This is a genomic window from Nitrobacter sp. (assembly GCF_051535215.1).
In the GTDB taxonomy this organism is placed as follows: domain Bacteria; phylum Pseudomonadota; class Alphaproteobacteria; order Rhizobiales; family Xanthobacteraceae; genus Nitrobacter.
The window spans coordinates 211,685-238,261 of record NZ_JBPPLY010000003.1 but is presented as its reverse complement, the minus strand read 5'-3'; the positions used below and the strand labels follow the sequence as shown (position 1 = coordinate 238,261).

At 62.0% G+C, this 26,577-nt stretch carries 21 protein-coding genes; 8 read left to right on the top strand and 13 right to left on the bottom strand.

Annotated elements, in window-relative coordinates:
* The first annotated feature begins 456 nt into the window (after positions 1–456).
* A complete protein-coding gene (locus ACS3WB_RS05510) occupies positions 457–1,380 on the top strand; it encodes a DUF2155 domain-containing protein (RefSeq protein ID WP_438274558.1) in 924 nt (307 codons plus the stop codon).
* Between the two features lie 201 nt (positions 1,381–1,581).
* Entirely contained in the window at positions 1,582–3,339 is a 1,758-nt protein-coding gene (locus ACS3WB_RS05505) for a methyl-accepting chemotaxis protein (protein ID WP_438274557.1), read from the top strand.
* Positions 3,340–3,410: 71 nt separating this feature from the next.
* Here ACS3WB_RS05505 and aat read toward each other — a convergent pair whose 3' ends face one another.
* The 10 genes from aat to ACS3WB_RS05455 all read right to left on the bottom strand — a co-directional run bounded on the left by aat (position 3,411) and on the right by ACS3WB_RS05455 (position 13,342).
* Positions 3,411–4,088: a leucyl/phenylalanyl-tRNA--protein transferase gene (aat, locus tag ACS3WB_RS05500; protein WP_438274556.1), complete on the bottom strand. Its 678-nt coding sequence runs from the start codon at positions 4,086–4,088 to the stop codon at positions 3,411–3,413.
* Between the two features lie 72 nt (positions 4,089–4,160).
* On the bottom strand, positions 4,161–5,249 hold the full coding sequence (locus ACS3WB_RS05495; protein ID WP_438274555.1) for a sensor histidine kinase: 1,089 nt from the start codon (positions 5,247–5,249) through the stop codon (positions 4,161–4,163).
* Positions 5,246–5,686, bottom strand: a complete 441-nt coding sequence (locus tag ACS3WB_RS05490; protein ID WP_438274554.1) for a response regulator — start codon at positions 5,684–5,686, stop codon at positions 5,246–5,248. The genes ACS3WB_RS05495 and ACS3WB_RS05490 overlap by 4 nt, the downstream gene beginning before the upstream one ends.
* Positions 5,683–7,284, bottom strand: coding sequence for a sensor histidine kinase (locus tag ACS3WB_RS05485; RefSeq protein ID WP_438274553.1), 1,602 nt, complete (start codon positions 7,282–7,284; stop codon positions 5,683–5,685). Before ACS3WB_RS05485 ends, ACS3WB_RS05490 begins: the two co-directional genes overlap by 4 nt.
* An 85-nt stretch (positions 7,285–7,369) precedes the next feature.
* Positions 7,370–8,725: an acetyl-CoA carboxylase biotin carboxylase subunit gene (gene accC, locus ACS3WB_RS05480; protein WP_438274552.1), complete on the bottom strand. Its 1,356-nt coding sequence runs from the start codon at positions 8,723–8,725 to the stop codon at positions 7,370–7,372.
* A gap of 25 nt (positions 8,726–8,750) precedes the next feature.
* Positions 8,751–9,239 carry an acetyl-CoA carboxylase biotin carboxyl carrier protein gene (gene accB / locus ACS3WB_RS05475; RefSeq protein ID WP_438274551.1) on the bottom strand — a complete coding sequence of 163 codons (489 nt, stop codon included), beginning with the start codon at positions 9,237–9,239 and terminating at the stop codon, positions 8,751–8,753.
* Between the two features lie 35 nt (positions 9,240–9,274).
* On the bottom strand, positions 9,275–9,751 hold the full coding sequence (gene aroQ / locus ACS3WB_RS05470; RefSeq protein WP_438274550.1) for a type II 3-dehydroquinate dehydratase: 477 nt from the start codon (positions 9,749–9,751) through the stop codon (positions 9,275–9,277).
* A 286-nt stretch (positions 9,752–10,037) separates the two neighbouring features.
* Positions 10,038–10,838, bottom strand: coding sequence for a DUF1236 domain-containing protein (locus tag ACS3WB_RS05465; RefSeq protein ID WP_438274549.1), 801 nt, complete (start codon positions 10,836–10,838; stop codon positions 10,038–10,040).
* A 174-nt stretch (positions 10,839–11,012) separates the two neighbouring features.
* Positions 11,013–11,780, bottom strand: coding sequence for a DsbA family protein (locus ACS3WB_RS05460; RefSeq protein ID WP_438274548.1), 768 nt, complete (start codon positions 11,778–11,780; stop codon positions 11,013–11,015).
* A 122-nt stretch (positions 11,781–11,902) separates the two neighbouring features.
* Entirely contained in the window at positions 11,903–13,342 is a 1,440-nt protein-coding gene (locus ACS3WB_RS05455; protein WP_438274547.1) for a M48 family metalloprotease, read from the bottom strand.
* 173 nt (positions 13,343–13,515) lie between these two features.
* On the opposite strand from ACS3WB_RS05455, the gene ACS3WB_RS05450 reads away from it, so the two are divergent.
* Together ACS3WB_RS05450 and ACS3WB_RS05445 are read left to right on the top strand one after the other, a co-directional pair.
* Positions 13,516–14,703 carry a pyridoxal phosphate-dependent aminotransferase gene (locus tag ACS3WB_RS05450; protein ID WP_438274546.1) on the top strand — a complete coding sequence of 396 codons (1,188 nt, stop codon included), beginning with the start codon at positions 13,516–13,518 and terminating at the stop codon, positions 14,701–14,703.
* A gap of 263 nt (positions 14,704–14,966) precedes the next feature.
* Positions 14,967–17,087: a sodium-translocating pyrophosphatase gene (locus ACS3WB_RS05445; RefSeq protein WP_438274545.1), complete on the top strand. Its 2,121-nt coding sequence runs from the start codon at positions 14,967–14,969 to the stop codon at positions 17,085–17,087.
* Between the two features lie 256 nt (positions 17,088–17,343).
* Here the strand turns inward: ACS3WB_RS05445 and ACS3WB_RS05440 are convergent, their stop codons facing one another.
* A complete protein-coding gene (locus ACS3WB_RS05440) occupies positions 17,344–17,604 on the bottom strand; it encodes a GCG_CRPN prefix-to-repeats domain-containing protein (RefSeq protein WP_438274544.1) in 261 nt (86 codons plus the stop codon).
* Here ACS3WB_RS05440 and ACS3WB_RS05435 point away from each other — a divergent pair.
* Together ACS3WB_RS05435 and ACS3WB_RS05430 are read left to right on the top strand one after the other, a co-directional pair.
* Complete coding sequence (locus ACS3WB_RS05435) at positions 17,580–17,831, top strand: hypothetical protein (protein ID WP_438274710.1); 252 nt, start codon at positions 17,580–17,582, stop codon at positions 17,829–17,831. The genes ACS3WB_RS05440 and ACS3WB_RS05435 overlap by 25 nt on opposite strands.
* A gap of 117 nt (positions 17,832–17,948) precedes the next feature.
* Positions 17,949–18,764, top strand: a complete 816-nt coding sequence (locus ACS3WB_RS05430; protein ID WP_438274543.1) for an isocitrate lyase/PEP mutase family protein — start codon at positions 17,949–17,951, stop codon at positions 18,762–18,764.
* 81 nt (positions 18,765–18,845) lie between these two features.
* Here ACS3WB_RS05430 and ACS3WB_RS05425 read toward each other — a convergent pair whose 3' ends face one another.
* Positions 18,846–19,259: a hypothetical protein gene (locus ACS3WB_RS05425; RefSeq protein WP_438274542.1), complete on the bottom strand. Its 414-nt coding sequence runs from the start codon at positions 19,257–19,259 to the stop codon at positions 18,846–18,848.
* A 499-nt stretch (positions 19,260–19,758) separates the two neighbouring features.
* Between ACS3WB_RS05425 and ACS3WB_RS05420 the strand changes: the two genes are divergently transcribed.
* Both ACS3WB_RS05420 and ACS3WB_RS05415 read left to right on the top strand, forming a co-directional pair.
* Positions 19,759–23,253 (top strand): indolepyruvate ferredoxin oxidoreductase family protein, encoded by a 3,495-nt coding sequence (locus ACS3WB_RS05420; RefSeq protein WP_438274541.1) that lies wholly within the window; start codon positions 19,759–19,761, stop codon positions 23,251–23,253.
* Between the two features lie 121 nt (positions 23,254–23,374).
* Positions 23,375–26,056 carry a PAS domain S-box protein gene (locus ACS3WB_RS05415; RefSeq protein WP_438274540.1) on the top strand — a complete coding sequence of 894 codons (2,682 nt, stop codon included), beginning with the start codon at positions 23,375–23,377 and terminating at the stop codon, positions 26,054–26,056.
* A 55-nt stretch (positions 26,057–26,111) separates the two neighbouring features.
* Here the strand turns inward: ACS3WB_RS05415 and ACS3WB_RS05410 are convergent, their stop codons facing one another.
* Positions 26,112–26,462, bottom strand: a complete 351-nt coding sequence (locus ACS3WB_RS05410; protein WP_438274539.1) for a GrlR family regulatory protein — start codon at positions 26,460–26,462, stop codon at positions 26,112–26,114.
* Positions 26,463–26,577 lie beyond the last annotated feature (115 nt).

Genomic DNA, 26,577 nt, shown 5'->3' with positions numbered 1-26,577 from the left:
GAATGATGCCATCTGTTGCCCTAAATCCACTGCCGTATGCTCTTCCCCAAGCCGGCTTGCCCCGCCTGCTTGTTCGGCGCGGACTACTTGCCGGCGTTGAGGCGGCGAGCACAGCAAGCGGATCAACTCCGTCGCAACGGCGGCGTTGGCGTTCCACGAATTTTCTCCGCGCCTTGTTCACCGCGCCTTGGTGGGATCGCGCCCGTCGAAGCGGCCGCGTTTTTTCAGACTGGCGGTGCGATGGTCATCATCGAAGGCTGTCGGCCGTCGCTGCTCCACGGATGCAACTCGATCTGCGATCCGCGAGCGAGAAGGCTGCGCATCCGACTGGTGCGCAAAGGCCGCCCTTTCCCCGCCGCAATCCCCGTGTTAACCGGGCCCCTGCGAGCGGCTTGGAGCCTTTAAATTTCTGTACAATGTTCCGGCCCTGATTCGAGCCAGACAAAGCCGCGCAAGATGTTCCGAACCATTGTCATAGCCGGTTGTGCGGCTTTCATTATCGCCGCCCTCACCGTGGCGACGTCGCCTGCGCGAGCGCAGATCGGAAATATTTTTTCGGATCCCGTACCGCGCCCGCCGGCTGCCATTCCGCGTGGGCAGGGGGCACCCGATGACGATGAGGAAGACGTGCCGGACCTGCCTCGGCAGGGCCGTGTGCTGCCGGCGCCGTTGAATCCCGGCCAGGGCGTCGCGCCGCCGGGACCGGTGCAAACTCAGCCGCTGCCTCCGCCCGGCACGACCGTGGTTCCGCAGAACGCGCCCGGTGGAGTTGCGGTCGCGCCGCCTTCGCCCAACCGCCAGCCACCCGCACAATCCCCGCCGCGCTCGGCTCCTCCCGCGCCGGCCACGCTGCAACCGGGCGATGAAGTCGTCACCGAGCCGCCGGCGCAGAAGGTCATCAACAAGAAGGCGGTCTTTTCCGGCCTCGACAAGATCACCGGCCGCATCATCCACTTCGACGAGGAGGTCGGAGAAACCGTGCAGTTCGGCGCGCTGCGGGTGAAAACCGACGCCTGCTACACGCGCCCGGCGACCGAAGCGGCAAACATCGACGCCTTCGTGGAGGTCGACGAGATCACTCTCCAGGGCGAGGTGAAGAGAATATTCTCCGGTTGGATGTTCGCGGCGAGCCCCGGCCTGCATGGCGTCGAGCATCCGATCTATGACGTCTGGCTGACCGACTGCAAGGACCCCGAAACGACGGTCGTCAACGCGCAGCCGGATCCGCCGAAGCCGGCGGCCCCGCCGCCGCCCGCCAAGCGAACGCCGCGACAATCCACGCGCCAGCCGCGCCAGCCAGCGCCCCCTCCGCAACCGGCGCCACCGCCGCCTCAGCAGCAGCCGCGTAGCAATCCGTTCTTTCCGCCGTTCGGGCAGTAAGCCTGAAAGCTTCAACGACGGTTGACAGGCCGGGATGCAAATCTCCCGGCGGCGCCGGCGTGATGTGTCCGGTACCATAACGATTCATTCGCATTTGAGAATCTATTGTTCCGATCGTCCCCGTTGTCGTCGGCGATTCGAAACGGTGCCGATCAGGCCATACGTGCCGCCACAGCCAATAATTTTCTGGAGCTACTTACGATGCGTTTCATCGAAAATCTGCGAATCGGCACAAAGCTCGCAATCACATCGCTCCTCAGCATCATCATGGTCGTCGCGCTGATCTATGTTCAGATGAGCGGTAGCGATGCGGTGCGCCAGGCTAACGAGAGAGCGGAAACCCAGAATCTGCTCGCAGTGAAAGGCACCGAAGCGAAATCGTCGACTCGCGGCATGATGATCGGAGTTCGTGACATTCGTCTTGCAAGCACGCCGGCGCAGTTGCTGGCCGCCCAGGAAGAAGTCGCCACTCATTACAAGGCGGCACGGGGATTCATCCGCGAAGCTATCGCGCTTTCGAAGTCGGCTGAAAATCTTGCGCGACTTGAGAAGATGAACCAGCTCGCCGATCATTATATGAACAATGGGGCCAAGCCGATTGCCGCGGCCCGCGGCGAATTGCTGGAGATCGAAGCTAAGCAGGGCGCCGACATGAAGGCCGACGCCGGCGCGCGGCTTGCCAAGCTTGGGAGTGAGGCTGTCCGGTTGACCAAGGAAGTCGCCCTCCCGGCGGCGAAGGAGTTGGCCGAAGTTTCGGAGAAGGTCGTCGGATTCGCCAACGAGCGCGTTGAAGAGGAAAAGGCGGCGGCGGCACGGGAAGAAGCCTCCGCCCAACGGATGTCCATGATACTTGGCGGCGTGGTCGCATTGCTGCTGATCGGCGCCTGCGTCCTGTCGATCGTCACGATCGCCAAACCGATCTCGGCGCTGACCAAATCCATGCTGGAACTGGCGGAAGGCAATTTCGCGGTCGTGTTGCCGGGACTTGGCCGCAAGGACGAAGTCGGCGCCGTCGCCGCCGCCGTCGAGAGGTTCAAGGTGGTGTCCGAGCAGAAGGCTCGCGAGGAAGCCGAAGCGAAGCGGAAGCAGGACGAGATCGCCGCCCAGCAGCGGAAGGCCGACATGATCAGGCTGGCCGATTCGTTCGAGGCCGCCGTCGGCGAGATCGTCGAAACAGTCGCGTCCGCCTCGACCGAACTGGAAGCATCGGCCAGCACGCTGACCTCCACAGCGGAGCGGGCCCAGCACGTGACGACCACGGTTGCGGCCGCTTCCGAGGAAGCATCGACCAACGTCCATTCAGTCGCCGCCGCAACTGAAGAGTTGGCATCGTCCGTCACCGAAATCGGCCGTCAGGTGCAGGAATCAGCGCGCATCGCGAATGAAGCGGTCGACCAGGCCCGCAAAACCAACGATCGCGTCGGCGAACTGTCTCGCGCCGCGGGCCGCATAGGAGACGTCGTTGAACTGATCAACACAATCGCAGGTCAGACAAACCTGCTTGCCCTCAACGCCACGATCGAGGCGGCCCGGGCGGGCGAGGCCGGCCGGGGGTTTGCGGTGGTTGCTTCCGAGGTGAAGGCGCTCGCCGAGCAGACCGCGAAAGCCACTGGCGAGATCGGCCAGCAAATCTCGGGCATCCAGGGCGCGACGCAGCATTCGGTCGACGCCATCAAGGAGATCGGCGGCACGATCGAGAAGCTTTCGGAGATTGCCTCGATCATCGCGGCCGCGGTGGAAGAACAAGGGGCTGCGACGCAGGAGATCTCGCGGAACGTGCAGCAGGCCTCGCAAGGTACCCAACAGGTATCTTCCAACATCGCTGACGTCCAGCGCGGTGCAACAGAGACCGGCTCGGCTTCGTCACAGGTGTTGTCGGCCGCGCAGTCACTGTCCAGCGACGGCAACCGGCTGAAGCTCGAAGTCGGGAAATTCCTGAACTCGGTTCGAGCCGCGTAAAGATACTGCTCGCGCCGGGGCGCGCAAAGGCGTCCCGGCGCGTTGGCTTGCAGAACATGCGGTCCGAGATGTCACGGGCGGCTGGCGATGATCCCGAGCGCGTCCGCGCCTGGCACCGGCCGGTCCAGCGGCAGGGCTCCGAAGTCGGCGCGATTTTCCAGCGCAACGTCCAGCAGCATCCGGTAACGCCTGCGCGGGATTTCGATCGCGCCGAAACCGCGCAGATGATCGGTCACGAATTGCGTGTCGAGCAGCACGAAGCCGCCCGCGATCAGCCGGGCGACCAGATGCACCAGCGCGACCTTTGAAGCGTCGCGCACGACGTGGAACATGCTCTCGCCAAAAAAGGCGCGGCCCAGCCTGACACCGTAGAGGCCGCCCGCGAGTTCGCCTCCCTGCCAGACTTCGACGCTGTGGCAGTGGCCGAGTTCATGCAAGGCGATGTAAAGTTCGCGGATGCGGCGGTTGATCCAGGTATTGTCACGGCCCGGTTGCGGCGCGGCGCAGCCGTCGATGACCGCTTTGAAAGCGGTATCGATCGTTACGGTGAAACTGTCCGATCGTACCGTGCGCGCCAGCCGCGACGGGACTCGGAATCCTTCGAGCGGGATCACGCCGCGCATCTTCGGTTCGACCCAGAACAGCGTCGGATCGTCGACGCTTTCTGCCATCGGGAAAATGCCGCAGGCGTAGGCGCGCAACAGCAACTCGGGCGTGATCTCGGAAGCTGCGGTCTCGCGGGACATCATGCGCCTTTTAGCAGAGCGGAGCGCCGCCGGGCTTCGAGAATACGCGGACGACGCGTTTCACCGCAAGCCGGCTCAGGCAGCCGTTGCTGGCGTGAGCTTCGCGGCCGGTGAAATCGCGCGCGGGAACCGCAGCACGATCCGCGTTCCGGCATGGGTGAGATCGCGTTCGGTCTGGGCGTCGAGTTTCTGCGCCATCGCTGAAACAATCCGCTGGCCCATTCCGGTCGAGCGTGGATCGGCTTTTGCATTGAGGCCGACGCCGTCGTCTGCGATCGAAAGCTCGATGTCGCCGCCGTCGATCGCGAGTTCGACGTGGATCGGACCCGGACCGTCCGGATACGCGTATTTGACCGCGTTCATCACCAGCTCGTTGACGATGATTCCGATTGCGACGGCGCGATCCGGGTCGATCTCGATGGGTTCCGCCTTCAGATCGAGACGCGACATCCGATTGCCCTCGGTGGAGCGCCGGAGATCCTCAAGCAGCGCTTCAAGATACTGGTTCAGCAGCACGCTCTTCAGATCGTGCGAGGTGTAGAGGCGCCGATGCACCTGCGCCACGGCCGCCACGCGTCCCATCGCGCTGCTGAGCGCGACCTTGATGTTTTCGTCGGGACTGGAATTGGCATGCAGGTGCAGCAGCGAGGCGATGATCTGCAGACTGTTGCCGATACGATGGTTGACCTCGCGCGGCAGCACCTCGCGCTCGCTCGCCAGTGCTGCATAGCGATCGCGCGAGGCGCGAACTTCTGCCTCGGCCTGGTCGCGTGCTTTCCGGATGTGAGCCTGCCGGATCGCCACTTCGGCCGCGACCCCCAGCAGGGGAACGAATTCGCCGAGCGTGTCCTTGACAAGATAGTCGGCGGCACCGGCCTTGAGCGCGGTCACGGCGATCTTGGAGTCCTGCGATGCGGTGACGAACACGATCGGCGGCGCGTCGGGGATTGCCTGAATCCGTTTCAGCGTCTCCAGCCCGTCGAGACCGGGCATATATTGATCGAGCGCGATCACATCGATGCCGCCCTGCGCGATGCGTGCAAGCCCCGATTCACCGTCGAGAGCGTGCTCCACGCAAAATCCATGGCGCGTCAGGCCGCGCTGGACCAGCCGGGCGAGCGCCTTGTCATCGTCAACGTAAAGCAGGGTTGGCTTGGCGCTCATGAGGTGGTCCGGGGAACCTGAATGATGGAGAAGAACAGACCGAGTTGCCGGATGGCGTTGGCGAAACTCTCGTAGTTCACCGGCTTCGTGATGTAGACGTTGCAGCCGAGTTCGTAGCACCGCTTGATCTCCTGGGAGTCGTCGGTCGTCGTCAACACGACCACCGGTGCGCATTTCAGGTGTTTATTTTCTTTCACCTGCCGCAGGATATCTATCCCGGTCATGTCAGGCAGATTGAGATCGAGCAGAATCAGCAGCGTCTCTCCCTTGTGAGGCGGCGCGTTGCCATTCGCGCCGAACAGGTAGTTGAGGGCGTCTGTACCGTTTCTGAACGGCTTGATCTCATTATTGACACCGGAACGCCGTATGTTGCGCTCGATTAGCCGGGCGTGACCTTCATCATCCTCGATCATGATGATGACGACTGGTTTACTCATGATTGCTTGTCCCGATTGATGCCTGTCCATGTGGCGGGAAGGGTAACAGTAAACGTGCTTCCGTGGCCAAGTTCCGACGCGACGGACATGGTTCCGCCGAGCCTGCGGACCAGCGCGCGGACGTGCGCAAGGCCGATGCCCTGGCCCGGCCGATCCTGCGTACCGGCGCGCCGGAACAGGTCGAAGATTCGCTGGTGATCCTTGGGATCGATGCCACGGCCGTTATCGGTGACTTCAAAGATGGCGAATCCAAGCTTGCGCCGGCCGCCAATGGCGATATCGCCGGGAACGCCCGGCTTAAGATATTTCAGCGCATTGTCGATCAAATTGGAGAAAATCTGCTCGATGGCAAGGCGGTCGCTGACGATATCCGGCAGCGGTTCGACGCGGATTTCGGCGTCGGCTTCGGCGGCCTGATGCGCCATGGTCGACGCGATGTTCTCGATCAAATCACGCATGGCGATCTGATCGGGGTAAAATTCGCGCCGCCCTTCGCGGGTGAGGTTGAGGATCGCGCTGATCAGCCGATCCATCTTGGCGATCGACGACTTGATGAAGCCGAGAGCCTCGGCGAAGTCCTGCGACAGTTGTTTGTCGGATTCTTCGAGAACCGGTTCGACCTCGGCGGCCGTCTCGTCGGCAGCCGGCGGCGGAGCGCCGTCCGGCCGGCTCAGGGTCGCGATACGTTTGAAGATGTCGCCGCGCAATTCGTCCAGTTCGCTGGTGAAGCCCATGATGTTGACCAGCGGCGAGCGCAGATCGTGGCTGACGATATAAGCGAAGCGCTGGATTTCATCATTGGCCTCGCGGAGGTCGGTGGTTCGTTTCTCCACGGTCGATTCGAGGTTGAGATAGTTGTCGCGCAACTGGCTTTCAGCCACGTCGCGCGCCCGGCTTGACCGGCGCACCAGGAAGATCGACGTCCCCGCGAAAACCACGATCAGTCCTGATCCGATACTGGTGACAGCAGCCGAGAGCGACTGACTGGCGTCGGCCGACTTGACCCGAGCCGCAAACAATCGGTCTTCCTCGGCGCGCATCTCGTTGGCGAGGTCGCGGATCTGGCCCATGACATCGCGCGTGGCTTCCTGGCGGGCCATTTCGGTCGCTTCGGCGAGCCGTTCCGTTTGCACGAGGTCGATGCTGTGCCGCAATTGCGCGATCCGCTGCTCGGTTTGCGGGATGATCTGATCGAGCCGCTGCTGTTGGTAGGGATTGTCGATGGTCAGCGTTCTCAGCCGTTCGAAACTGGCAGGAATCTGGGCCGCTGCCTCTTCGAAGGCGTTTCGAAATTCCGGACGCTGCGTGAGCACAAATCCGCGTTGCGCGCTCTCGGCGCGCCGCATCTGCAATTGGGTGAGGGAGATTTCGTTCTCAACCTCCATGCTGTGCAGGGTCGAGCGGGCGTCTTCGCGCGCCTTGTTCACGAGGTAGACGGAGGTTGCGCTGATCAGCGTCAGAACCACCAGTCCCGCGGCCAGCAGTACGATCTGGCCGAACGCTTGAGGCAATGACTTGCCGCGGCTTGACGCCACAAGATGGTGCTCAGCCTCGGTCAATAACGTATCGTCCCCCCGCACGGTTTCATGCCTGGCCATTGCCAAACGCTTGAAGGGGGCATCCGGTTCCCTTCTTCCTCGTGATTTTAGTCAAACCGGGAGGTGGGGACTCGGAGGGGAGGGATCAAGCTCCCGTCAGGTCGCCGCTTGCGAGGTACTGTTCCAGCCAATGGATGTGGTAATCGCCGTCGATGATGCCCGATTCGCGGACCAGAGCCCGGAAAAGCGGCAGGGTGGTCTCGATTCCGTCCACCACCATCTCGTCGAGCGCCCGCCGCAGTCTCATCAGGCATTCGGCGCGGGTCTTGCCGTGGACGATCAGCTTGCCGACCAGCGAGTCGTAGTAGGGTGGGATGACATAGCCCTGATAAACGGCGGAATCGATCCGCACGCCGAGCCCTCCGGGCGGATGAAACCGCACGATCTTGCCAGGCGAGGGGCGAAAGGTGACGGGATTCTCGGCGTTGATCCGGCACTCGATGGCATGGCCGTTGATGACGACTTCCTTCTGGGTCGCGGGAAGGTCGCCGCCGGCGGCAATGCGGATCTGCTCCAGCACCAGATCGATGTCGGTGATCATCTCGGTGACGGGATGCTCGACCTGGATGCGGGTGTTCATTTCGATGAAATAGAACTTGCCGTCTTCGTAGAGGAATTCGACGGTGCCGACGCCGAGATACTTTATCTCGCGCATCGCCTTGGCGACGGTTTCCCCGATCTTGTTGCGGGCGGCGGCGGTCAGGATCGGCGAAGGCCCTTCCTCCCAGACCTTCTGGTGACGCCGCTGCAACGAGCAGTCGCGCTCGCCAAGATGAATGGCGCCGCCGCGTCCGTCGCCGAGCACCTGGATTTCGATGTGGCGCGGCTTCTGCAGGTATTTTTCCAGATAGACGGACGCATCGCCGAATGCCGCGCGTGCCTCATTGCCGGCGGTCGAGATTGCCATGGCGAGGTCGTCGGGGGTCTTGGCGATTTTCATGCCGCGTCCGCCGCCGCCGGCGGCCGCCTTCACCAGCACCGGAAATCCGATCGCCTTGGCGATCGCCATGGCGTCGTCATCCGGGCTGATGCCGCCGTCGGAGCCGGGGACCACCGGAATGCCGAGCCGCTTCGCGGTCTTCTTGGCTTCGATCTTGTCGCCCATCAGGCGGATGTGTTCGGCCTTGGGGCCGATGAAGTGCAAGCCGTGGTCGGCGAGGATTTCGGCGAAGCGGGCATTCTCGGACAGGAAGCCGTAGCCGGGATGCACGGCATCGGCGCCGGTGATCTCGCAGGCTGCCAGCAGCGCCGGAACGTTGAGATAGCTGTCCTTTGCCGGCGGCGGTCCGATACAGACGCTCTCGTCCGCGAGTCGTACATGCATGGCGTCGGCGTCGGCGGTGGAGTGCACGGCGACCGTCGCGATGCCGAGTTCCTTGCAGGCGCGCAGGATACGCAGGGCGATCTCGCCGCGATTGGCAATCAGGATCTTGTCGAACATTACTGCGCCTGCGGTTCGAACGGCATCATTCGATAATGACCAGCGGCTCGCCGAACTCGACGGGCTGGCCGTCCTCGACGAGAATCTGCGTGATGGTGCCGGCCCGCGGCGATGGAATCTGGTTCATCGTCTTCATGGCCTCGACGATCAGCAGCGTCTGACCTGCGGTGACCTTGGACCCGATTTCGATGAAGGGCTTGGCGCCCGGCTCGGACGCCCAATAGGCCGTGCCGACCATGGGCGAGGGGACCATGCCCGGATGCTTGCTGACGTCGGGGGTGCCGGAAGCCGGCGCGGTGACAGGCATCGGCACCGTGGCCGCAGCCTGATAGCTCGCGGGCATTGCCGTGCCCACGTTGCGGGCGACCCGCACCCGGAGTCCGTCGCGTTCGATCTCGATTTCGGTGAGCTTGGTCTCGTCCAGAAGCGCGGCGAGCTCGCGGATCACCTCGCTTTCCTCGCGTCGTCCGTCACCGGTTTTTGTTTTTGCTGCGTCTCCAGGCTGCGGGGCCATGTTCTCGATCCGAAACTTTCTCTGTGGGATGACGCTTAAACGTCAGGATTTGACTTTCTGCCGGACTTCGCCGCGCCGATTCTGGCGGCAAGGCCGTCGATGGCGAGCCGGTAGCCGTCGATTCCGAAGCCGCAAAGGCTGGCAAAGGCGGCGCTTGCCGTGAAGGAATGATGGCGGAAGGTCTCGCGCGCATGGATGTTGCTGATGTGGACCTCGACGGTGGGGATACCCGCCGCGACCAGTGCATCATGAAGCGCAATCGAGGTGTGCGAGTAGCCGCCGGCATTGATGACGATGCCGGCCGCCCGCTTCGCATGAGCGTCGTGAATGAAGTCGATCAGTTCGCCCTCGCGGTTGGACTGGCGGCAATCCGCGGTCAGTCCGAAGCCCGCAGCCGTATCGGCGCAGAGCTTTTCGACGTCCGCAAGCGTGGCGCGGCCATAGATTTCCGGCTCCCGGGTCCCGAGCATGTTAAGGTTCGGGCCGTTGAGCACGTAAATGGTCCTGGCCATCTGAAATCCCGAAAGCGGTCGTTCCGGCGCCGTGCGCCGAAGTTTCGGGTCGTTATATGTAACAAGAGAGCCAAGGGGAAGCCTGAAGGCTCCGGCATTCTGCTTCAAAGGCCTCGCTTTTTTCGCGAAACGCGAGGCAGAACATACGGAAATTGCTTGTTAACCAAGGGTCGGGAGCACGAACGGGTGGGAAGAGGGACGTCCGCGGAGGGCGCTCGGCTGCCGCGCCGGCCGCCGCGGGGCCCCGGGATGGGCCCCGCTTGCACGCCGTGCGAAGAATTCCGGATCAGGCCTCCAGAACCGCGACGATCTCGAAGGTCCGTGGATCGACGACAATGATCTCGTCACGAACCAGGAAGAATTCATAGCCGCGCCAGCTCGGGTAGATGTCGACGATCTCCATCGGCAACGGATGGAATGTCACCGTTCGCGGCACTCGCGTTCCGACAGCGATCGAGAAATTGACGTTCGTCGTCGGCTGCACATGCTGATTCCTGATGACGGTCGTGATCCTGGTGCGCTGTTCCGTCGAGAGCTTGGCGCCGGAACCGGCCTGACCCGTCGTCGTGGTCGATGATTTGTTGGTGTCCGCCGCGTTCCGCGAGGAATCGGACTTCATTCCGTTGCGCTCTTCAGCGTTGCGGTTGTGATCCATCTTTCCATTGCGCTCTTCGGTTCGCCGGTTCCGCTCCTCGGTCTTTCCGTTGCGATCCTCGGCACGCATGCCCTTGTCGGACTTGCCCGATTCATTGCGCTCCGAGCGCATTCCCTTGGAATGATCGCTGCCTTTCCCGTACTCTTCGGCGGATCGTTCGTTCTTCATTTTGCCGGGGTGGGTATCCTGCGCACGCTGTCTGGACTCGCTTCCTCGGCTCGTGCCTTCATTCGACATGCCGCTATCGGAAGCGTCGTTGCGCATCGGAGCGGTCGCTGATCCGCGGCCTTGTTCCGTCGAGGGCGGGCTCTGCTGCATGGTCGATCCACCGCCGCCGCCCTCTCGGCCCATGCCGGTTCCTTGCGCGTAGGCGAATCCCGTTCCGGCGATCAGCGCCGCAGCCGCCGTCGAGAGAAGAAAGTGTTTGGTCATTGATGTCTCCTCACTTGTTGCATGCCCGCCCTACAACGGTGCAGTGAGGACCTATGTTCCGGCGCGATCCGGGTTCCGCCGGATTTGTTTTCTGAATGCAGGATAAACGAACCCGTTGCAGCTCAACGAAAAAGGCCCCGCTGGAGCGGGGCCTGACGTTTGATGACAAAGCGATCAGCAGGATGACTTTCCGCAGCGTGCGGTGCTGATCTTCTCCTTGAGCGTCTCAAGACCCACCGCGCCGACGACCACTTGCTTGCCGATCACATAGCTCGGCGTTCCGTTCATGCCCATCGCCTCTGCAAGTTTGAAACTCTCTTCCAGCGTTGCCCGGACTTCGGGACTGTTCATGTCTTTTTCGATGCGGGCTGTATCGAGACCGGCGTCCTTGGCGGCTGCCAGCGCGCGTGCCTTGTCGGCCTGGCCGCGTCCGCCCAGCAGCCGTTGATGGAAGTCGAGATATTTCTTGCCGCCGGGGTCCTGCATGCGGACGGCTACCGCAACCTGCGCGGCTTCGACCGAGCCGGGGCCGAGGACCGGAAATTCTTTCAGGACGACCTTGAGCTTGGGATCCGACTTCAGGAGATCGAGCATGTCGGTCATCGCGCGCTTGCAGTAACCGCAATTGTAATCGAAGAACTCGACGAAGGTGACATCGCCGTCCTTGTTGCCGAGGGTGACGCCGCGCGGCGAGTTGAAGATGGCGTTGGCATTCTCGGTAACCGCGGCCTCATGCTTGAGCGCTTCGGCCGCAGCCTGGCGTTTGCTGAGTTCGGCCGAGACCTCCTCGAGAACCTCGGGATGGGCGAGCAGATAGCCTTTGACGATCTGTTCGATTTCGCCGCGCTGGCTGTCGGTGAAACTCTGCGCCGAAGCGGTCAGGGGGGCGACTCCGACCGCAAGCGCGAAAAGGGCAGGAGCGAGAAACCGGTGCGATGGCATATCAAAATCCTTTGGAAGGTCTCGTTGTTCGGAGGCGCGTGGCTGGTGCCGTCTATTGGTCCGGTTCTGACATCCGCATCGCGAGCCCGCGGCAGGTGGTAACGAATGTCAAATCAACTCCGCTAGTCTTTCTTGTCGGGCATCTTGGCTGAAACGATATCGTCGGCCTTGACCCATCCGGGCGTGCCGATGGCGAAACGGGTCTTCGCGCGCGATGCCAGCTCACGCGCGGTCTTGTTGTCGCCGCGCAGAGAGGCGGCCTGCGCCGAGGCGAGATCGGCCTGAGCGTAATCGCCCTTGCGGCCGTATGCCATTGCGAGCTGCATATATCCGAGCGGCGCTTCCGGCTCGCGGGCCAGTGCCGCGCGCAGGATTGCAATGGCTTCATTGGTGTTGGCCGTATTGTTCGAGGCCACGAGCGCCTGCCCGAGCAGCATCTCGATGAGCGGGGCGTTGTGGGACAACTGCACCGCTCGCCGCAGCGGGGCAATCGCTTCCGCCGGACGCCCTCCCTCGAGCAGAGCCTGTCCACGCACCTCGTAGAAATAGGGATTTTGCGGCTGCAGCTTGATAAGCGCGTCGATTTGCTCGATGGCCGAGCGCAGATCGCCGTGCAGATAGGTGCTGATGGCGTGCGCATAACGCGCGGGCAGGCTGGTGTCGGACAGCGGATAGCGGCGGTATATGGTGTCCTGACGTTCCATGAATGCCGATATCTTGGCGCGCACCATGTCGTGGCGCATTTGCAGTGCCGGATCGTCCTTCTTGTTCCAATTGGGACTCGTCTTGGCGAGTTCCGCGAGCGCGGCGACACGGTCGGCCGGCATCGGATGCGATTGCACATAGGGATCGGCGCCGTGCGCAGCGAACAGGCTTTCGTCGGTAAAGCGCTTGAAGGTTTCGTACATGCCCCGGGCGGATTGGCCGGTGGCATTCAGGAATTTCACGCCGGCGCGGTCGGCGTTCTCCTCCTGCTGGCGCTGGTAGGACAATAGGCTGCGGCGCGCGATCTCCTGCGGTGCGCTGATCGCGGCGGCGCCGATATTGCTGGCGGCGCCATTGCTTCCGCCACCGCCGGCGGCTCCCGCGGCGAGCGCTCCCGCGCCAAGCAACATGGCGATGATCAGTTGGGTCTGCGTTCGGGCGAGCTGCTCGCGGAATTTGGACAGATGCCCGCCGGCGAGATGCCCGGTCTCATGCGCGAGCACGCCGATCAACTGGTTCGGCGTGGCGGATTGCAGAATCGCGCCATAGTTCACGAAGATGCGGCGGCCGTCGGCGACGAAGGCGTTGAACGTCTTGTCGTTGATGATGACCATCTGGATGTTGTTTTTCTGGAGGCCGGCGACGCGCAGGATCGGACTGGTATAGTCGCGCAGCAATTGCTCCGTCTCGGTATCGCGCAGCACCGGCGGTCCCTTGCCCTGCTGGGCGTGGACCGGCAGCGAGGCGCTCGCGAGCGCGCAGGCGGCGACCAGCGCGGTGAGCTTCGACAAGGCACGGCGGGCCAGGACGCCAGGCCGCCGGATTGTCGTTTCTTTGCTAGCTGCCTTTGGGATCATTGGACCTGGTTCGAATCCGGTATATGTCCTAACAAAACGCCGAATACGGCGGCAACGCGGCTTCGTAAATCGCCTCGAATATCCCTCGGATTCCGAAGTTCGCATCAGGTGGCTGCAAGGATATGCGAAGTTCGGAATCGGGACACCAGGCGAGAGCGCATTAACAGATTTCCATGCTCGATGCGACATTGAGAGACAGGACCAAAGGCTTGCTGGCGGCATCTGGCCGCAGCCAGGTTCCACCCTTCATGGTCATGGACGTGATGGCCGCGGCGGCGCGGATCGAGGCCGCGGGCGGCAACGTCATTCACATGGAGGTTGGGCAGCCATCGGCGCCGGCGCCCCGCGCCGCGCTGGATGCGGCCCGCGCCGCGCTTGAGCGGGGCCGGATCGATTACACTTCGGCGCTCGGTATTCCGTCGCTGCGGACGCGGATCGCGCAACACTACCGCGACGCCTATGGCTGCATGGTCGATCCCGAACGCATCGTCGTGACCACGGGATCGTCGGGCGGTTTCGTCCTCGCGTTTCTTTCGATGTTCGAACCCGGCGACCGGGTCGCGGTGACAGTGCCAGGCTATCCGCCATATCGGCACATCCTGACCGCGCTCGGCTGCGAGCCGGTGCTGATCGAGACGTCGAGCGAAAACCGTCACGCCCTGACCGGCGAGGCATTGCTGGACGTTCATCGCAGGACGCCGTTGAAAGGCGTGCTGGTCGCAAGCCCGGCCAACCCGACCGGCACGATGATGTCGCGCGAGGCTCTGACGCATCTGATGGCGGCCGCCGAAAGCGAAGGCATCCGTTTCATTTCCGACGAGATCTATCATGGCCTCGATTATGCGTTTCCGGCTGTGACCGCCGCGGAGCTTTCGCCGCACGCCGTCGTGATCAATTCGTTCTCGAAATATTTCTGCATGACCGGCTGGCGGGTCGGCTGGATGGTGGTGCCTGAGCCACTGGTGCGGCCGATCGAGCGGCTTCAGCAGAATCTGTCGATTTCGGTGCCGACGCTGTCCCAGATCGCAGCCGAGGCGGCATTTTCGGGCCGCGAGGAGATGGAAGTCGTCAAACACGGCTATGAGGCGAACCGCCATATTTTGATCGCGGGTTTGCCGCAAGCCGGATTGAGCGAATTCCTGCCGGCGGACGGCGCCTTCTACCTCTATGCCGACGTCTCGAAATTTACCTCCGACAGTTACGAGTTCGCACGGAAGATGCTGGAAGAGGCGCATGTCGCCGCGACACCCGGCGTCGACTTCGATCCGCTTCGCGGTCGCTCTTTCCTGAGGTTTTCCTACGCCCGTTCGGAGGCCGAGATGCGCGAGGCGGTCGCGCGAATTGCACGATGGCTGGCCTAACGGCAGGGGACGATCGAAACCGCCAGACCGCGCGCCGACCCGCCGGCGGTGCTTGCTGTGCGCAAGCGCCGGCATTTTATTGCAATTCCTTACGGAATTCGGCGGTCTAGCCGTAAGGCGGCGTTGCGCCGGAGGTTCGATTTTGGCATGGTCCCGCCCGATTTGAGGTCGCCTTGCAACGAGGCGAACTTCGTTTTCCGGTATGTCCGTTCGCGGGCTCGCGGCTTTGTCGGGGCAACTTCAGGGATTCTGAGGCAAATTCAATGACAGCACTAGTAGTGATTGTGCTCTGCGGAGCGCTTTCGATCGTTTATGCCATCTGGGCGACCTCGTCCGTATTGGGGGCCGATGCGGGAAATCCGCGGATGCAGGAAATCGCTGCGGCGGTGCGCGAGGGCGCGCAGGCCTATCTGCGTCGGCAGTACACGACGATCGCAATAGTAGGCATCGTGATCTTCGGACTGCTCGCCTATTTCCTCGGCGTGCTGGTGGCCGTCGGCTTCGCCATCGGTGCGATCCTGTCGGGAGCGGCAGGCTTCATCGGCATGAACGTTTCGGTTCGTGCCAACGTGCGCACCGCGCAGGCGGCGACCAAGTCGCTGGCGGGCGGACTTGAACTCGCCTTCAAGGCCGGCGCGATCACGGGCATGCTGGTCGCCGGTCTCGCTCTGCTCGGCGTGACCATCTATTTCGCCTATCTGACGCACTTTGCCGGTTATGCCGCGAACAGCCGCACGGTTGTCGACGCGATGGTCGCGCTCGGCTTCGGCGCATCGCTGATCTCGATCTTCGCCCGCCTCGGCGGCGGCATTTTCACCAAGGGTGCCGATGTCGGTGGCGATCTCGTCGGCAAGGTGGAAGCCGGCATCCCTGAAGACGATCCGCGCAACCCGGCGACGATTGCCGACAACGTCGGCGACAACGTTGGTGACTGCGCCGGCATGGCCGCGGACCTGTTCGAAACCTACGCGGTGACCGCGGTCGCCACCATGGTGCTGGCCGCGATCTTCTTCGCGACATCGCCGTTGCTTGTGAATATGATGACGCTGCCGCTCGCCATCGGCGGCATCTGCATCATCACCTCGATCATCGGGACGTTCTTCGTCAAGCTCGGCAACAGCCAGTCGATCATGGGCGCACTCTACAAGGGCCTGATCGCCACCGGCATCCTCTCGCTGATCGGCGTCGGCGCCGCCATCTATTGGCTCGTCGGCTTCGGTCCGCTGGCCGGCGTCAGCTATACCGGCCTCGAACTGTTCGCCTGCGGTGTCGCCGGCCTCGTCGTCACGGGGCTGATCATCTGGATCACCGAATACTATACCGGCACTGACTATCGGCCGGTGAAGTCGATTGCCCAGGCCTCGGTGACCGGACACGGCACCAACGTCATTCAGGGCCTTGCGATCTCGATGGAAGCCACGGCGCTTCCGGCGATCGTCATCATCGCGGGCATTCTGGTCACCTACAGCCTTGCCGGCCTGTTCGGCATCGCCATCGCGACCACCACCATGCTGGCGCTGGCCGGTATGGTCGTTGCGCTGGATGCGTTCGGTCCGGTGACCGACAATGCTGGCGGCATCGCGGAAATGGCCGGGCTGCCGAAAGAAGTCCGCAAGTCGACCGACGCTCTCGACGCCGTCGGCAACACCACGAAAGCCGTCACCAAAGGCTATGCGATCGGCTCCGCCGGTCTTGGCGCGCTGGTGTTGTTCGCGGCCTATAATCAGGACCTCAAGTTCTTCATCGGCGACTCCGCAAATCACGCGTACTTCCAGGGTGTCAATCCGGATTTCTCCCTCAACAATCCCTATGTCGTGGTTGGCCTGCTGTTCGGCGGTCTGCTGCCGTACCTGTTTGGCGCGATGGGGATGACCGCGGTGGGACGTGCGGCGGGTGCGATCGTCGAGGAGGTGCGTCGCCAGTTTCGTGAGAAGCCCGGCATCATGCGAGGCACCGACAAGCCCGACTACGGCAAGGCCGTGGACTTGCTGACGAAGGCTGCGATCAAGGAGATGATCATTCCCTCGCTGTTGCCGGTACTGTCGCCGATCGTTGTCTACTTCGCGATCTATGGGATCGCCGGCGGCGGTGCTGCCGGCAAGTCAGCGGCGTTCTCGGCGGTGGGCGCCATGCTGCTCGGCGTGATCGTGACCGGCCTGTTCGTCGCGATCTCGATGACCTCCGGCGGCGGCGCTTGGGACAATGCCAAGAAGTATATCGAGGACGGCCATCATGGAGGGAAGGGCTCCGACGCGCACAAGGCGGCGGTGACCGGCGACACCGTGGGCGATCCCTACAAGGATACGGCAGGCCCGGCGGTCAATCCCATGATCAAGATCACCAACATCGTGGCGCTGCTGTTGCTGGCGGTTCTGGCGCACTAACCAAGCCGTCAAGATACGATCCAACTGAAAACCCGCGGCGTGCGCCGCGGGTTTTTTGCATGCCAACGTTTCGAGCGAAGCATGTCCTCGGGCTTGATCCGGAAGTGGAAACCGTTCGCGGAAAACGCGCCAAATTAAAATAGAACGCTTGGCTCCGAGCGGACTGACGACAATCGGAGCAATTGAAAAAGGGCGGGGTTGGCCCGCCCTTTTTCGCGGCACAAAAATAAATACGCGTGTCAGGATTTCGCGCACGTCACCACCAGGTGCGACAGACCCGCCGGCCCGGTCCCCAATAGCGGCAACGACGATGCGGCCGCACGACAACCGGCGGACCGCCGCGATTCATCCGACAACCGCCACGAGGCCCGCGATGGAAGCCGCGACCACAGCCGCCGGCGACCTGAATGACATCGGCATGTACTCCCGATGCTGGCTGCGCCAGCGGCATGGCCTCGGCCATACCAAAGGTGGCAACGGATCCGGCCAGAAGTGCTGCTGCAAAAAATGCCTTCATCGATTGTCCTCTTGTTTGGCCGCAACAATGCGGCAGCTTCAGTGACTCGCGTGGTGAAACTGGGCAATAACTCTGTCGAAAATCTGGCGACGCTGCGAGGCGGGGTTACTTACAAAAACCATGTCGTTCCGCGTCGAAGACGCGCAGGTAACGCAGGTGAGACCAATTTGTTTCCGCTCAAATGGCAATCAAGCGCTTTGCTTCGATGGGAGGTCGAACAACGCTGAGATATCGGCGCCTGCTTTCATATTTTGATTGTCCGAAGCATTCGCGTCGAGAAAGCGAGTATAAGTTATCGCTCGCACCAATCGCCTGTGAACGTGACCGGGAAAGGAGACCTTTAGATGCCGTCGACGGCCGAAAAACGCGCGACGTTCCGCAAGCTTCACGAGAGCGGCTGTTTTGTGATTCCCAACCCCTGGGATGTCGGCAGCGCCAAGGCGTTGCAGGGCATGGGCTTCAAGGCGTTGGCGTCGACCAGCGCAGGGCTTGCCTGGTCGATCGGCAAGGCTGACAACCACATCACCTTGAATGATGTGTGCGACCACCTGACCGCGCTGTGCGCCGCGGTGGATCTTCCCATCAACGCCGATTTCGAAAACGGCTTCGCCGACGAGCCCGACGGCGTCGCGGCCAACGTATCACGCGCGGCAAAGACAGGCGTCGCCGGATTGTCGATCGAGGATTCCACCGGTGACAAAGCCAAGCCCCTCTACGACAGGAGGCTCGCGATCGATCGAATCCGCGCTGCGCGCAAGGCAATCGATGACGATCGCAGCGACGTTCTGCTGGTCGGACGCTGCGAAGCCTTTCTCTGGGGCATGCCAGATCTCAAGCTGACGATAGACCGGTTACAGGCCTATGCGGACGCAGGTGCGGATTGCCTGTACGCCCCGGGCCTGAAATCGAAAGACGACATTGCTGCCGTCGTGAAGGCCGTTCATCCCAAACCGTTCAACCTGCTGATCGGTTGGCCGGGGCTGAGCGTCGCCGAGGCAGCCGACCTTGGCGTTCGCCGCATCAGCGTCGGCGGCGCCCTGGCGCGCGCGGCGTGGGGCGGCTTTTTTCGTGCGGCGAAGGAGATTGCGGAGAAGGGCACCTTTGACGGGCTCGGGACGGGCCATCCCGCCAGCGAGTTGAACGCGATATTTTCCGGCTGAGAGTCTTTCACCGGTTCACCCTGAAAGGAATAGCGGCATCGCGGAGAATGCTCGCCATTCCTGCAGGAAGCCTGCTTGCGGTTACTTGTTGGCGCCGGGGGTCAGTGTATTGCCGCTCTGCGGATTAGCCGGTTGTGTCGAGTTCGGCGGCGCTGCACCGGTGGTGAGGCCCTGTTGGGTATTGGAAGGCGTCACGTCGCGAATTCCCGGCCCCACCGGCGGCTTCGCGGCATTGTTTTGCGCCGTACTCGGACTGGCAGATTGGCTCGGGGTCGAACTGGTCTGGTTCGATCCGGTCGTACTGAGGCCATAAAACAGCGCGCCGAGTAAGATGGCGATCGCTACGCCATATATGGCGATGCGGCCGCCACGAGTCGGATTCTCGGCGAGCAGCGGATCGAACTGGGGTTTGTCGTCGAAGCGCGTGGCTTGCTGTACGTTATTGTCAGCGAGGTCGCGCTCATGCGGATCGGGTGACTTTCGTTCATTGGCCATGCTCATTCTCCGTTTTCCAGAAAGGGCAAACCTCATGAGCCAAAAGGGTTCCGGCTTTTGCGCCAATTCGGCCTAGGGCCGCAGTGATAACGCAAAGGTGGATTTCGCCTTATCAGTCTGGAACCCGCAGCCTAAGTAACCTCACCGGACCCGAAGACAGTGGCGGCAATGAGAACGAAGAGGGAGCCCGAAAGGCCGCCGGCTTGAACCAGTCAATCCTGAAACGGCGGATATCTTATGGCGGCTTGTGGCCGCCGCTTTGCCGCGCCAGCGGGAGATGAGCGGCGCGTCATCGAGTGGGCGAGTCCAGCCGCGACACAAGCTGCCGACTTAGGCAATTCTTTCGCAACGAAATTACGTTTTTCTACGCTAGTTTTTCCGGATTCCCGATCATCTGGATTCGTGAAACGGTGTGGTTCTTGAAGCCCATAAGGCTGGTTCTGGGGGCTCGGGATAACTAACTCTATTAATGCCGTCGCAGCCACGAGCAGAGGGTGCAATGGGAATCGATCAGGGTCCGATCAGTCTCGATCAGAAATATACCCAGGGTACCGGCCACATCTTTACAACCGGCCTTCAGGCGCTTGTTCGTTTGCCGATGGCGCAAATCCGTCGCGACCGCGCCGCTGGCCTCAATACCGCCGGCTTCATTTCAGGCTATCGCGGCTCGCCGCTTGGCGGTTACGATCAGCAGCTTTTCGCCGCGCGCAGCCATCTCGAACGCTACAACATCAAATTCCAGCCCGGCGTGAACGAGGATCTCGCGGCGACCGCGGTCTGGGGTTCTCAACAACTCCATCTCTCGCCGGGGGCAGCCTACGACGGCGTGGTCGGGATCTGGTACGGCAAAGGGCCGGGTGTCGACCGGTGCGGCGACGTATTCCGGCACGGCAATGCCGCAGGTTCGGCGAAGCACGGCGGCGTGCTGTGTCTGGCGGGCGACGACCACGGCGCCAAATCCTCCACCGTGCCGCATCAGTCGGATCACGCGTTCATCGCGGCGCTGATGCCCTATCTCTACCCATCATCGATTCACGAAATGATCCAGATGGGCCTGCTCGGAATCGCGATGTCGCGCTATTCCGGCTGCTGGGTCGGGATGAAGGTCATTACCGAGACTGTGGAGACCACTGCCGAGATCGACCTGGCCGACGAATTGACCCCGTTTGTCGTGCCATCCGACTTCGAGATGCCGCGCGGCGGCTTGAACCTGCGCTGGCCCGACGATCGCTACGATCAGGACCGGCGCTTGCAGGACTATAAGGGTTTCGCCGCCGTCGCGTTTGCGCGTGCCAACAGGATCAACCGCGTCACCATGGACTCGCCGCACGCGCGGTTCGGCATCATGGCGTCCGGAAAAAGCTACGAAGATGTCCGGCAGGCGTTGCGCGAACTCGGAATCACCGAGCAGGTCGCCGCCCGGATCGGATTGCGGCTTTACAAGATCGGTATGCCGTGGCCGCTCGAGCCGCAGGGTGTGCGCGAATTCGCCGTCGGGCTCGAGGAAATCTTCATCGTCGAGGAACGCCGCGAAATCGTCGAGAACCAGGTCAAGCAGGAACTTTTCAATTGGCGCGACGACGTGCGGCCGCGCATCGTCGGCAAGATGGACGATCACGACAAGCGGTTCCTGCCGTTTGCTGAGGAGTTGAGCGTTGCATCGCTCGCGACCTCGCTGACCGAGCGGTTGCTGCGTTTGAACCTCAATCCGGAAATCGCCGAGATGTTGCGCGCCAAGGCCGACTGGTTCAACGGCCGACAGGCTACGCAAATGCAAGCGGCGTCCCCGGTCGCGCGCGTGCCTTATTTCTGCTCGGGCTGCCCGCACAACACCTCGACCAGGGTGCCCGAAGGCAGCCGCGCCACGGCCGGCATCGGTTGCCACTACATGGCGCTGTGGATGAATCGCAATACCGAGACGTTCACCCACATGGGGGGCGAAGGTGCGCCATGGGTCGGAATTGCTCCCTTCACCAATGAGAAGCACATCTTCGCCAATCTCGGCGACGGCACCTATTTCCATTCGGGAAGCCTCGCGATCCGTCAGGCTGTCGCTTCCAAGGCGAACATCACCTACAAGATTCTCTATAACGATGCCGTCGCCATGACCGGCGGCCAGCATGTCGATGGCGATCTGTCGCCGCAGCGGATCACCTTTCAACTTCATGCCGAAGGCATTCGCGACATTTATCTCGTGTCCGAGAATCCGGATGCTTACCCGGCGGCCGATATCGCGCCGGGGACTCGAACCGCGCATCGCGACGACCTCGATACGGTCATGAAAACCTGCCGGGAGACCAAAGGTGTCTCGGCGATCGTGTTCGTGCAGACCTGCGCCGCCGAGAAGCGACGGCGGCGCAAACGCGGCACCATGGAAGATCCGCCGCGCCGCGTCCTGATCAATCCGGCCGTCTGCGAAGGCTGCGGCGATTGCTCGGTGCAGTCGAATTGCATTTCCGTGGAGCCGCTCGAAACAGAGATGGGGCGCAAGCGTACCATCAACCAGTCATCCTGCAACAAGGATTATTCCTGCATCAAGGGCTTCTGCCCGTCGTTTGTCACGGTCGACGGTGGCCACCTGCGTCAGCGTGCGCCGGCAGACCTCGGCGCGATCGGCGAACTGCCGGAACCACCGTCGCGGCCATCGCTGGAACAGCCGTACAATATTGCGGTCGGAGGCGTTGGTGGCACGGGCATGCTGACCATCGGCGCACTGCTCGGCATGGCCGCACATATCGAAGGCAAGGCCAGCATGATCCTGGACATGTCCGGCCTCGCCCAGAAGGGCGGTGCGGTTCTGAGCCATGTCCGATTGTCGCGGAATCCTGCCGATGTGACCTGTTCGCGGATCGTTACCGGCACGGCTGATCTTGTCATCGCCGCAGATGAAGTGGTTGCGGCCGCCAAGGATACCATGACGCTATGCGAGTCGAGCCGCACGCATGGTGTCATCAATACCCATCTCATTCCGACCGCCGATTTCGTTCTCAACCGAGACTTCAATTTTCAAAGCGGCAAGGTCGGCCGCGTTCTTGAAACGGCGCTGTGCAAGGATGCGACCTTCATGGACTTCACCACGCCGGCCGAGTCGTTGCTTGGCGACTCCATCGCCACCAATATGATGATGATGGGATATGCCTATCAGAAAGGCCTGCTGCCGCTGGCGGCGGAGGCGATCGAGCAGGCGATCGAGGTGAACGGCGTTGCGGTCAAGATGAATATCGAGGCGTTCCGGCTCGGGCGGCTTGCGGTGGTCGAACCGGCGCGTCTCACGGAGATGATGAAAGGGAAGGACGAACCGAAAGCGGTGAAGACGCTGGAACAGATGTCGCTCGACGAGATTGTCGCCCATCGCTCGGTCTTCCTTGCGGGCTATCAAAATAAGAGGCTTGCGGAAAAATATCGCCTGATGGTCGATCGGGTCAGGAAAGCGGCGGCCGGAGGCGGCTACGACGACACGTTGCCTCGGGCGGTCGCCGTCAATTATGCCAAGTTGCTCGCCTACAAGGATGAGTACGAAGTGGCGCGCCTCTATACCGACGGCCGCTTCGAAAAGCAGCTTGGCGACCAATTCGAGGGCGACTACAAGATCAGCTTCCACCTCGCGCCCCCAATGTTTTCCAGCAAGAAGGATGCGCTCGGCCGTCCCGTCAAGAAATCCTATTACGGGTCACGGATGATGCCGGTTTTTCGGCTGCTGGCGAAGATGAAGGGCTTGCGCGGCACGCCCTTCGATGTGTTCGGTTATAGCGCGGAGCGTCGGTTGGAACGCGATCTGATTGCGGCGTACGAGAAGGATGTCGCCTTCGTGCTGGACAAGCTTTCGCCGGCCAATGTCGAGAGCGCAATCGAGTTGTTGTCGCTGCCGGATCGCATCCGCGGCTACGGCCCGGTCAAGGAAATGGCGGTGGCCGGTGCCAGTATTCGCCATTCGGAGTTAATGCGCGAGCTTGCGGATGCTCCGCCGGCGCCACGGCAGATTGCCGCGGAATAGGACGAGGGTGGCGACAGCTCCGGAATAAGGGCCGGAGGCCCCGCCGCTGACAATGGCCCGATATTTCCCGAAACCGCAATCCGGCCTATAATGAATCGTCGGGAGGCCGGTCCAAAGCGCCATGCAATCCAGGTTCGGAGCACTTTTTCAGCGGATGCAATCGTCATCGCTGTCGATCGGCCAGATTACCTTCGGCGGATTTTTGCTGGTGCTGTCGATCATTGCGATAACCAGCGTGGCCAATGTTGTTGCAACGCGACATCTCGACAATACCTTTGCCGAGTTGCACCGGCTGGACAAGGTTGGTGACCTTGCGGAGGAAATCGATCGCCGCATGAACGAACTGCGTCTTGCAGCACGAGACTACGTCACCGATCCGGGCGCGCAGTCCAGCCAGGTGTGGGGAGCCGCATCATCGCTCAACGAGGTGCTCAAGAAGACCCGCATAGAGCTTGCGCGGGACCAGCAGGAGATGATCGACGGCGTCACGACTCGGTTGGAAGCCTATCGTAGCGGAATCGCGCGGGTAAGCGACCTGATCGCAAGCCGCGCGCAATTGATCGAAACTCTACCTCAGCTACGTGAAAAGCTTGAGGCCGTAACCGAGCAGGCCGCCGATCAGTCGGCGTCGCGAACGTTGTTTCGCGCCCAGAGCGATGTCGCCGCGGCGTTGCTCGGGCACGACCCGGCCGCCGCAGAGCAGTCGGCGGAGAAGATGCGCGCCATCCCTATCGGCATACCTGCGGTACGTGACGCCGTCGAGGCCTATGCGGACGCCGTTATTGCGATCTCCCTGCGGGAGCGTCAGATCGCCGATCTCGACCGGGATGTGTTGGGTACCGAAGGCCGGCTGATTGGACGGGTCACGAAATTGTTGCGCGAACTCAGTGCGCAACGCGAACAAGTGCTGTCGCGCGATTTCGCGCGCACGCTGGCCGAAACCAAATGGCAGAGCATCGTTCTCGGCACCGCAGGCATCATAATCGGTCTGCTCGCCGCCATGTTCGTGGTACGGCGCACGATCCGGCCCTTGAAGGCCATCGCGAGGGCGATCCGGAAGGTGGCTGGCGGCGAAAAGCAGGCATTGATCCCCGGGACCGACGTCGACAACGAGATCGGAGATATCGCACGCGCCGCTGAAGTCTTTCGTCGGACGCTTGCTGAAGCCGACTCGGCGCGGGAAGCTGCCGTTCGTGCATTGGCCGAGCAGCGTCTGGCCGAAGAGAGCTACCGCAAATTGTTCGAAGGTTCGGTGGATGGAATTTACGTCACGACGCCGGGCGGTCAATTGCTCGATGCCAACCCCGCGCTGGCGCGGATCATGGGCTATGACAGCTCGGACGACCTGATCCGCAACATCGGCGATATAACGCAGATGATCTATGTCGATCCGAAGGCGCGCGCCGAATACCAGTCCCGAATGGAGCGCGATGGCACTGTCCGCGAGTTCGAGTATCAGGCCCGCCACCGTGACGGCAGCATCCTCTGGCTTTCCGACAGCGCGGCGGCCGTGCGCGATGAAAATGGCCTTATCGTCCGCTATGAGGGTGCGGTCCGTGACATTACCGACCAGCGGCGGGCCGAGGAGGCGATCGCAGAAGGACGGCGGCTGCTGCAACTTGTCGTCGACACCGTCCCGGCGGTGATCAACGTCAAGAACGCCGACCTTCGTTACGTGCTGATGAACCGTTACATGGCAGGAATCTTCGGAATCGAACCTGCAGATGCGATCGGCCGAACGACGAGCGATTTGATGTCGCGTTACGGTGCGGCCAAGACCGACGAGAACGACAAGCGGGTCCTCAAGAGCGGGAAGGAACTCGGCTTTTACGAAGAGGAGTATGAGGATTCGTCTGGCGCGATGCGGCAATGGCTGGTCAACAAGCTTCCGATCCGCGGCCCCGATGGTCATATCGAGAACATCGTCACGGTCGCGCTCGACATCGCCGACCGCAAGCGTAACGAGCATGAAATGCGGCAGGCCAAGGATGCGGCCGAGGCGGCGCTGCGCAACCTGCGCGAAACCCAGAATTCGCTGATCGAGGCGGAGAAACTTGCGGCGCTAGGCCGTCTCGTGGCGGGCGTCGCTCACGAAGTGAACAATCCTGTCGGCATCAGCCTGACGGTAGCGTCATCCCTGGAGCGCAAGATCGCGGTGTTCGCCGAGGAAGTCGAGCGCGGCGAGTTGCGGCGCTCGAGCCTGAACGATTTTGTAGCGACCAATCGTGATGCGGCCTCTCAGCTTGTCGCCAATCTCAATCGCGCAGCCGAACTGGTCCAGTCGTTCAAGCAGGTTGCCGCCGACCGCAATTATTCGGACAAACGGATTTTCGACTTGGGCGAACTCACCGAGCAGGTCGTCATGAGTCTGCGTCCGGGCCTGCGCAAACAAAATGTGACGCTGACGGTCGATTGCGAACCCAATCTGACGATGAACAGCTATCCCGGGCCTTACGGGCAGGTGCTCACCAATCTCTTCCTGAACTCGCTGGCGCATGCGTTTCCTGACGGCGAGGGTGGCGCGGTCGATATCAATGTGCGGGGAGTCAACCAGGAAAATGTCGAGATCCTGTTTTCCGATAACGGATGCGGCATGAGCCCCGATGTCCGGCGCAAGGCATTCGACCCGTTCTTCACCACACGGCGTGATCAGGGCGGCACCGGTCTCGGTCTGCACATCGTCTACAACATCGTGACGAACCGTCTTGGAGGACGCCTCGATCTTGACTCCGGATCCGGAGAGGGCACGCGGATTCATATCGTTTTGCCGCGCATCGCTCCGATGGAACTGGCAGCGGAGTAGCGGTCCGATGCGCAACAACGACGTGCGCGGGGGCAAAATTACGCGGGTTGAAGCTTCAGTCCGTATCGGCGAGCTTGCGTAGCGTTGCCTGAAAAATCTGACTGGCCTTTCCGACCAGAGCCGTTCCGTTCATCGTGCCGGTGGTATCTGTGAATGTGCCGGTCACGCCGACGCCCACGGGTTCGGTGCTGCCGAACAGCACATTTCCGTCGGGGCTCGGCGTGTGGCACTGGATAAGAACCTCGCCCCTGAACGTGCCGTCGCTTTTCGTGAAATAACTGCCCGTATAGAACAGATAGGCGTCGCCGCCGAGGATCTTGCCGTCGCGGAACATCACAACGCCGCTGCCTTTGCCCACACGCCCGTCGAGCAAGGCGACGTGAACCGAATACAGCCCATTTTTCATGGTGTTCCGCTCGTAACCCGCATTTTTGTCTTGTCCCGGCGCCATTATGTCAAAGAGGTTGTGAGCGCGTCAATGCGACATGGCGAGGAACCCGTTCGAGAATAGAAGGCGCACG

Coding starts and splice junctions, on each gene's coding strand:
- ACS3WB_RS05495 (WP_438274555.1), bottom strand. CDS start 5,249: ATGAGCGCCAAGCCAACCCTGCTTTACGTTGACGATGACAAGGCGCTC.
- ACS3WB_RS05460 (WP_438274548.1), bottom strand. CDS start 11,780: ATGCCATCGCACCGGTTTCTCGCTCCTGCCCTTTTCGCGCTTGCGGTC.
- aat (WP_438274556.1), bottom strand. CDS start 4,088: ATGATGTCCCGCGAGACCGCAGCTTCCGAGATCACGCCCGAGTTGCTG.
- ACS3WB_RS05430 (WP_438274543.1), top strand. CDS start 17,949: ATGCCGTCGACGGCCGAAAAACGCGCGACGTTCCGCAAGCTTCACGAG.
- accC (WP_438274552.1), bottom strand. CDS start 8,725: ATGTTCGACAAGATCCTGATTGCCAATCGCGGCGAGATCGCCCTGCGT.
- ACS3WB_RS05485 (WP_438274553.1), bottom strand. CDS start 7,284: ATGGCCAGGCATGAAACCGTGCGGGGGGACGATACGTTATTGACCGAG.
- ACS3WB_RS05490 (WP_438274554.1), bottom strand. CDS start 5,686: ATGAGTAAACCAGTCGTCATCATCATGATCGAGGATGATGAAGGTCAC.
- ACS3WB_RS05410 (WP_438274539.1), bottom strand. CDS start 26,462: ATGAAAAATGGGCTGTATTCGGTTCACGTCGCCTTGCTCGACGGGCGT.
- ACS3WB_RS05420 (WP_438274541.1), top strand. CDS start 19,759: ATGGGAATCGATCAGGGTCCGATCAGTCTCGATCAGAAATATACCCAG.
- ACS3WB_RS05440 (WP_438274544.1), bottom strand. CDS start 17,604: ATGAAGGCATTTTTTGCAGCAGCACTTCTGGCCGGATCCGTTGCCACC.
- ACS3WB_RS05510 (WP_438274558.1), top strand. CDS start 457: ATGTTCCGAACCATTGTCATAGCCGGTTGTGCGGCTTTCATTATCGCC.
- ACS3WB_RS05415 (WP_438274540.1), top strand. CDS start 23,375: ATGCAATCCAGGTTCGGAGCACTTTTTCAGCGGATGCAATCGTCATCG.
- ACS3WB_RS05450 (WP_438274546.1), top strand. CDS start 13,516: ATGCTCGATGCGACATTGAGAGACAGGACCAAAGGCTTGCTGGCGGCA.
- ACS3WB_RS05425 (WP_438274542.1), bottom strand. CDS start 19,259: ATGGCCAATGAACGAAAGTCACCCGATCCGCATGAGCGCGACCTCGCT.
- aroQ (WP_438274550.1), bottom strand. CDS start 9,751: ATGGCCAGGACCATTTACGTGCTCAACGGCCCGAACCTTAACATGCTC.
- ACS3WB_RS05445 (WP_438274545.1), top strand. CDS start 14,967: ATGACAGCACTAGTAGTGATTGTGCTCTGCGGAGCGCTTTCGATCGTT.
- ACS3WB_RS05505 (WP_438274557.1), top strand. CDS start 1,582: ATGCGTTTCATCGAAAATCTGCGAATCGGCACAAAGCTCGCAATCACA.
- accB (WP_438274551.1), bottom strand. CDS start 9,239: ATGGCCCCGCAGCCTGGAGACGCAGCAAAAACAAAAACCGGTGACGGA.
- ACS3WB_RS05455 (WP_438274547.1), bottom strand. CDS start 13,342: ATGATCCCAAAGGCAGCTAGCAAAGAAACGACAATCCGGCGGCCTGGC.
- ACS3WB_RS05465 (WP_438274549.1), bottom strand. CDS start 10,838: ATGACCAAACACTTTCTTCTCTCGACGGCGGCTGCGGCGCTGATCGCC.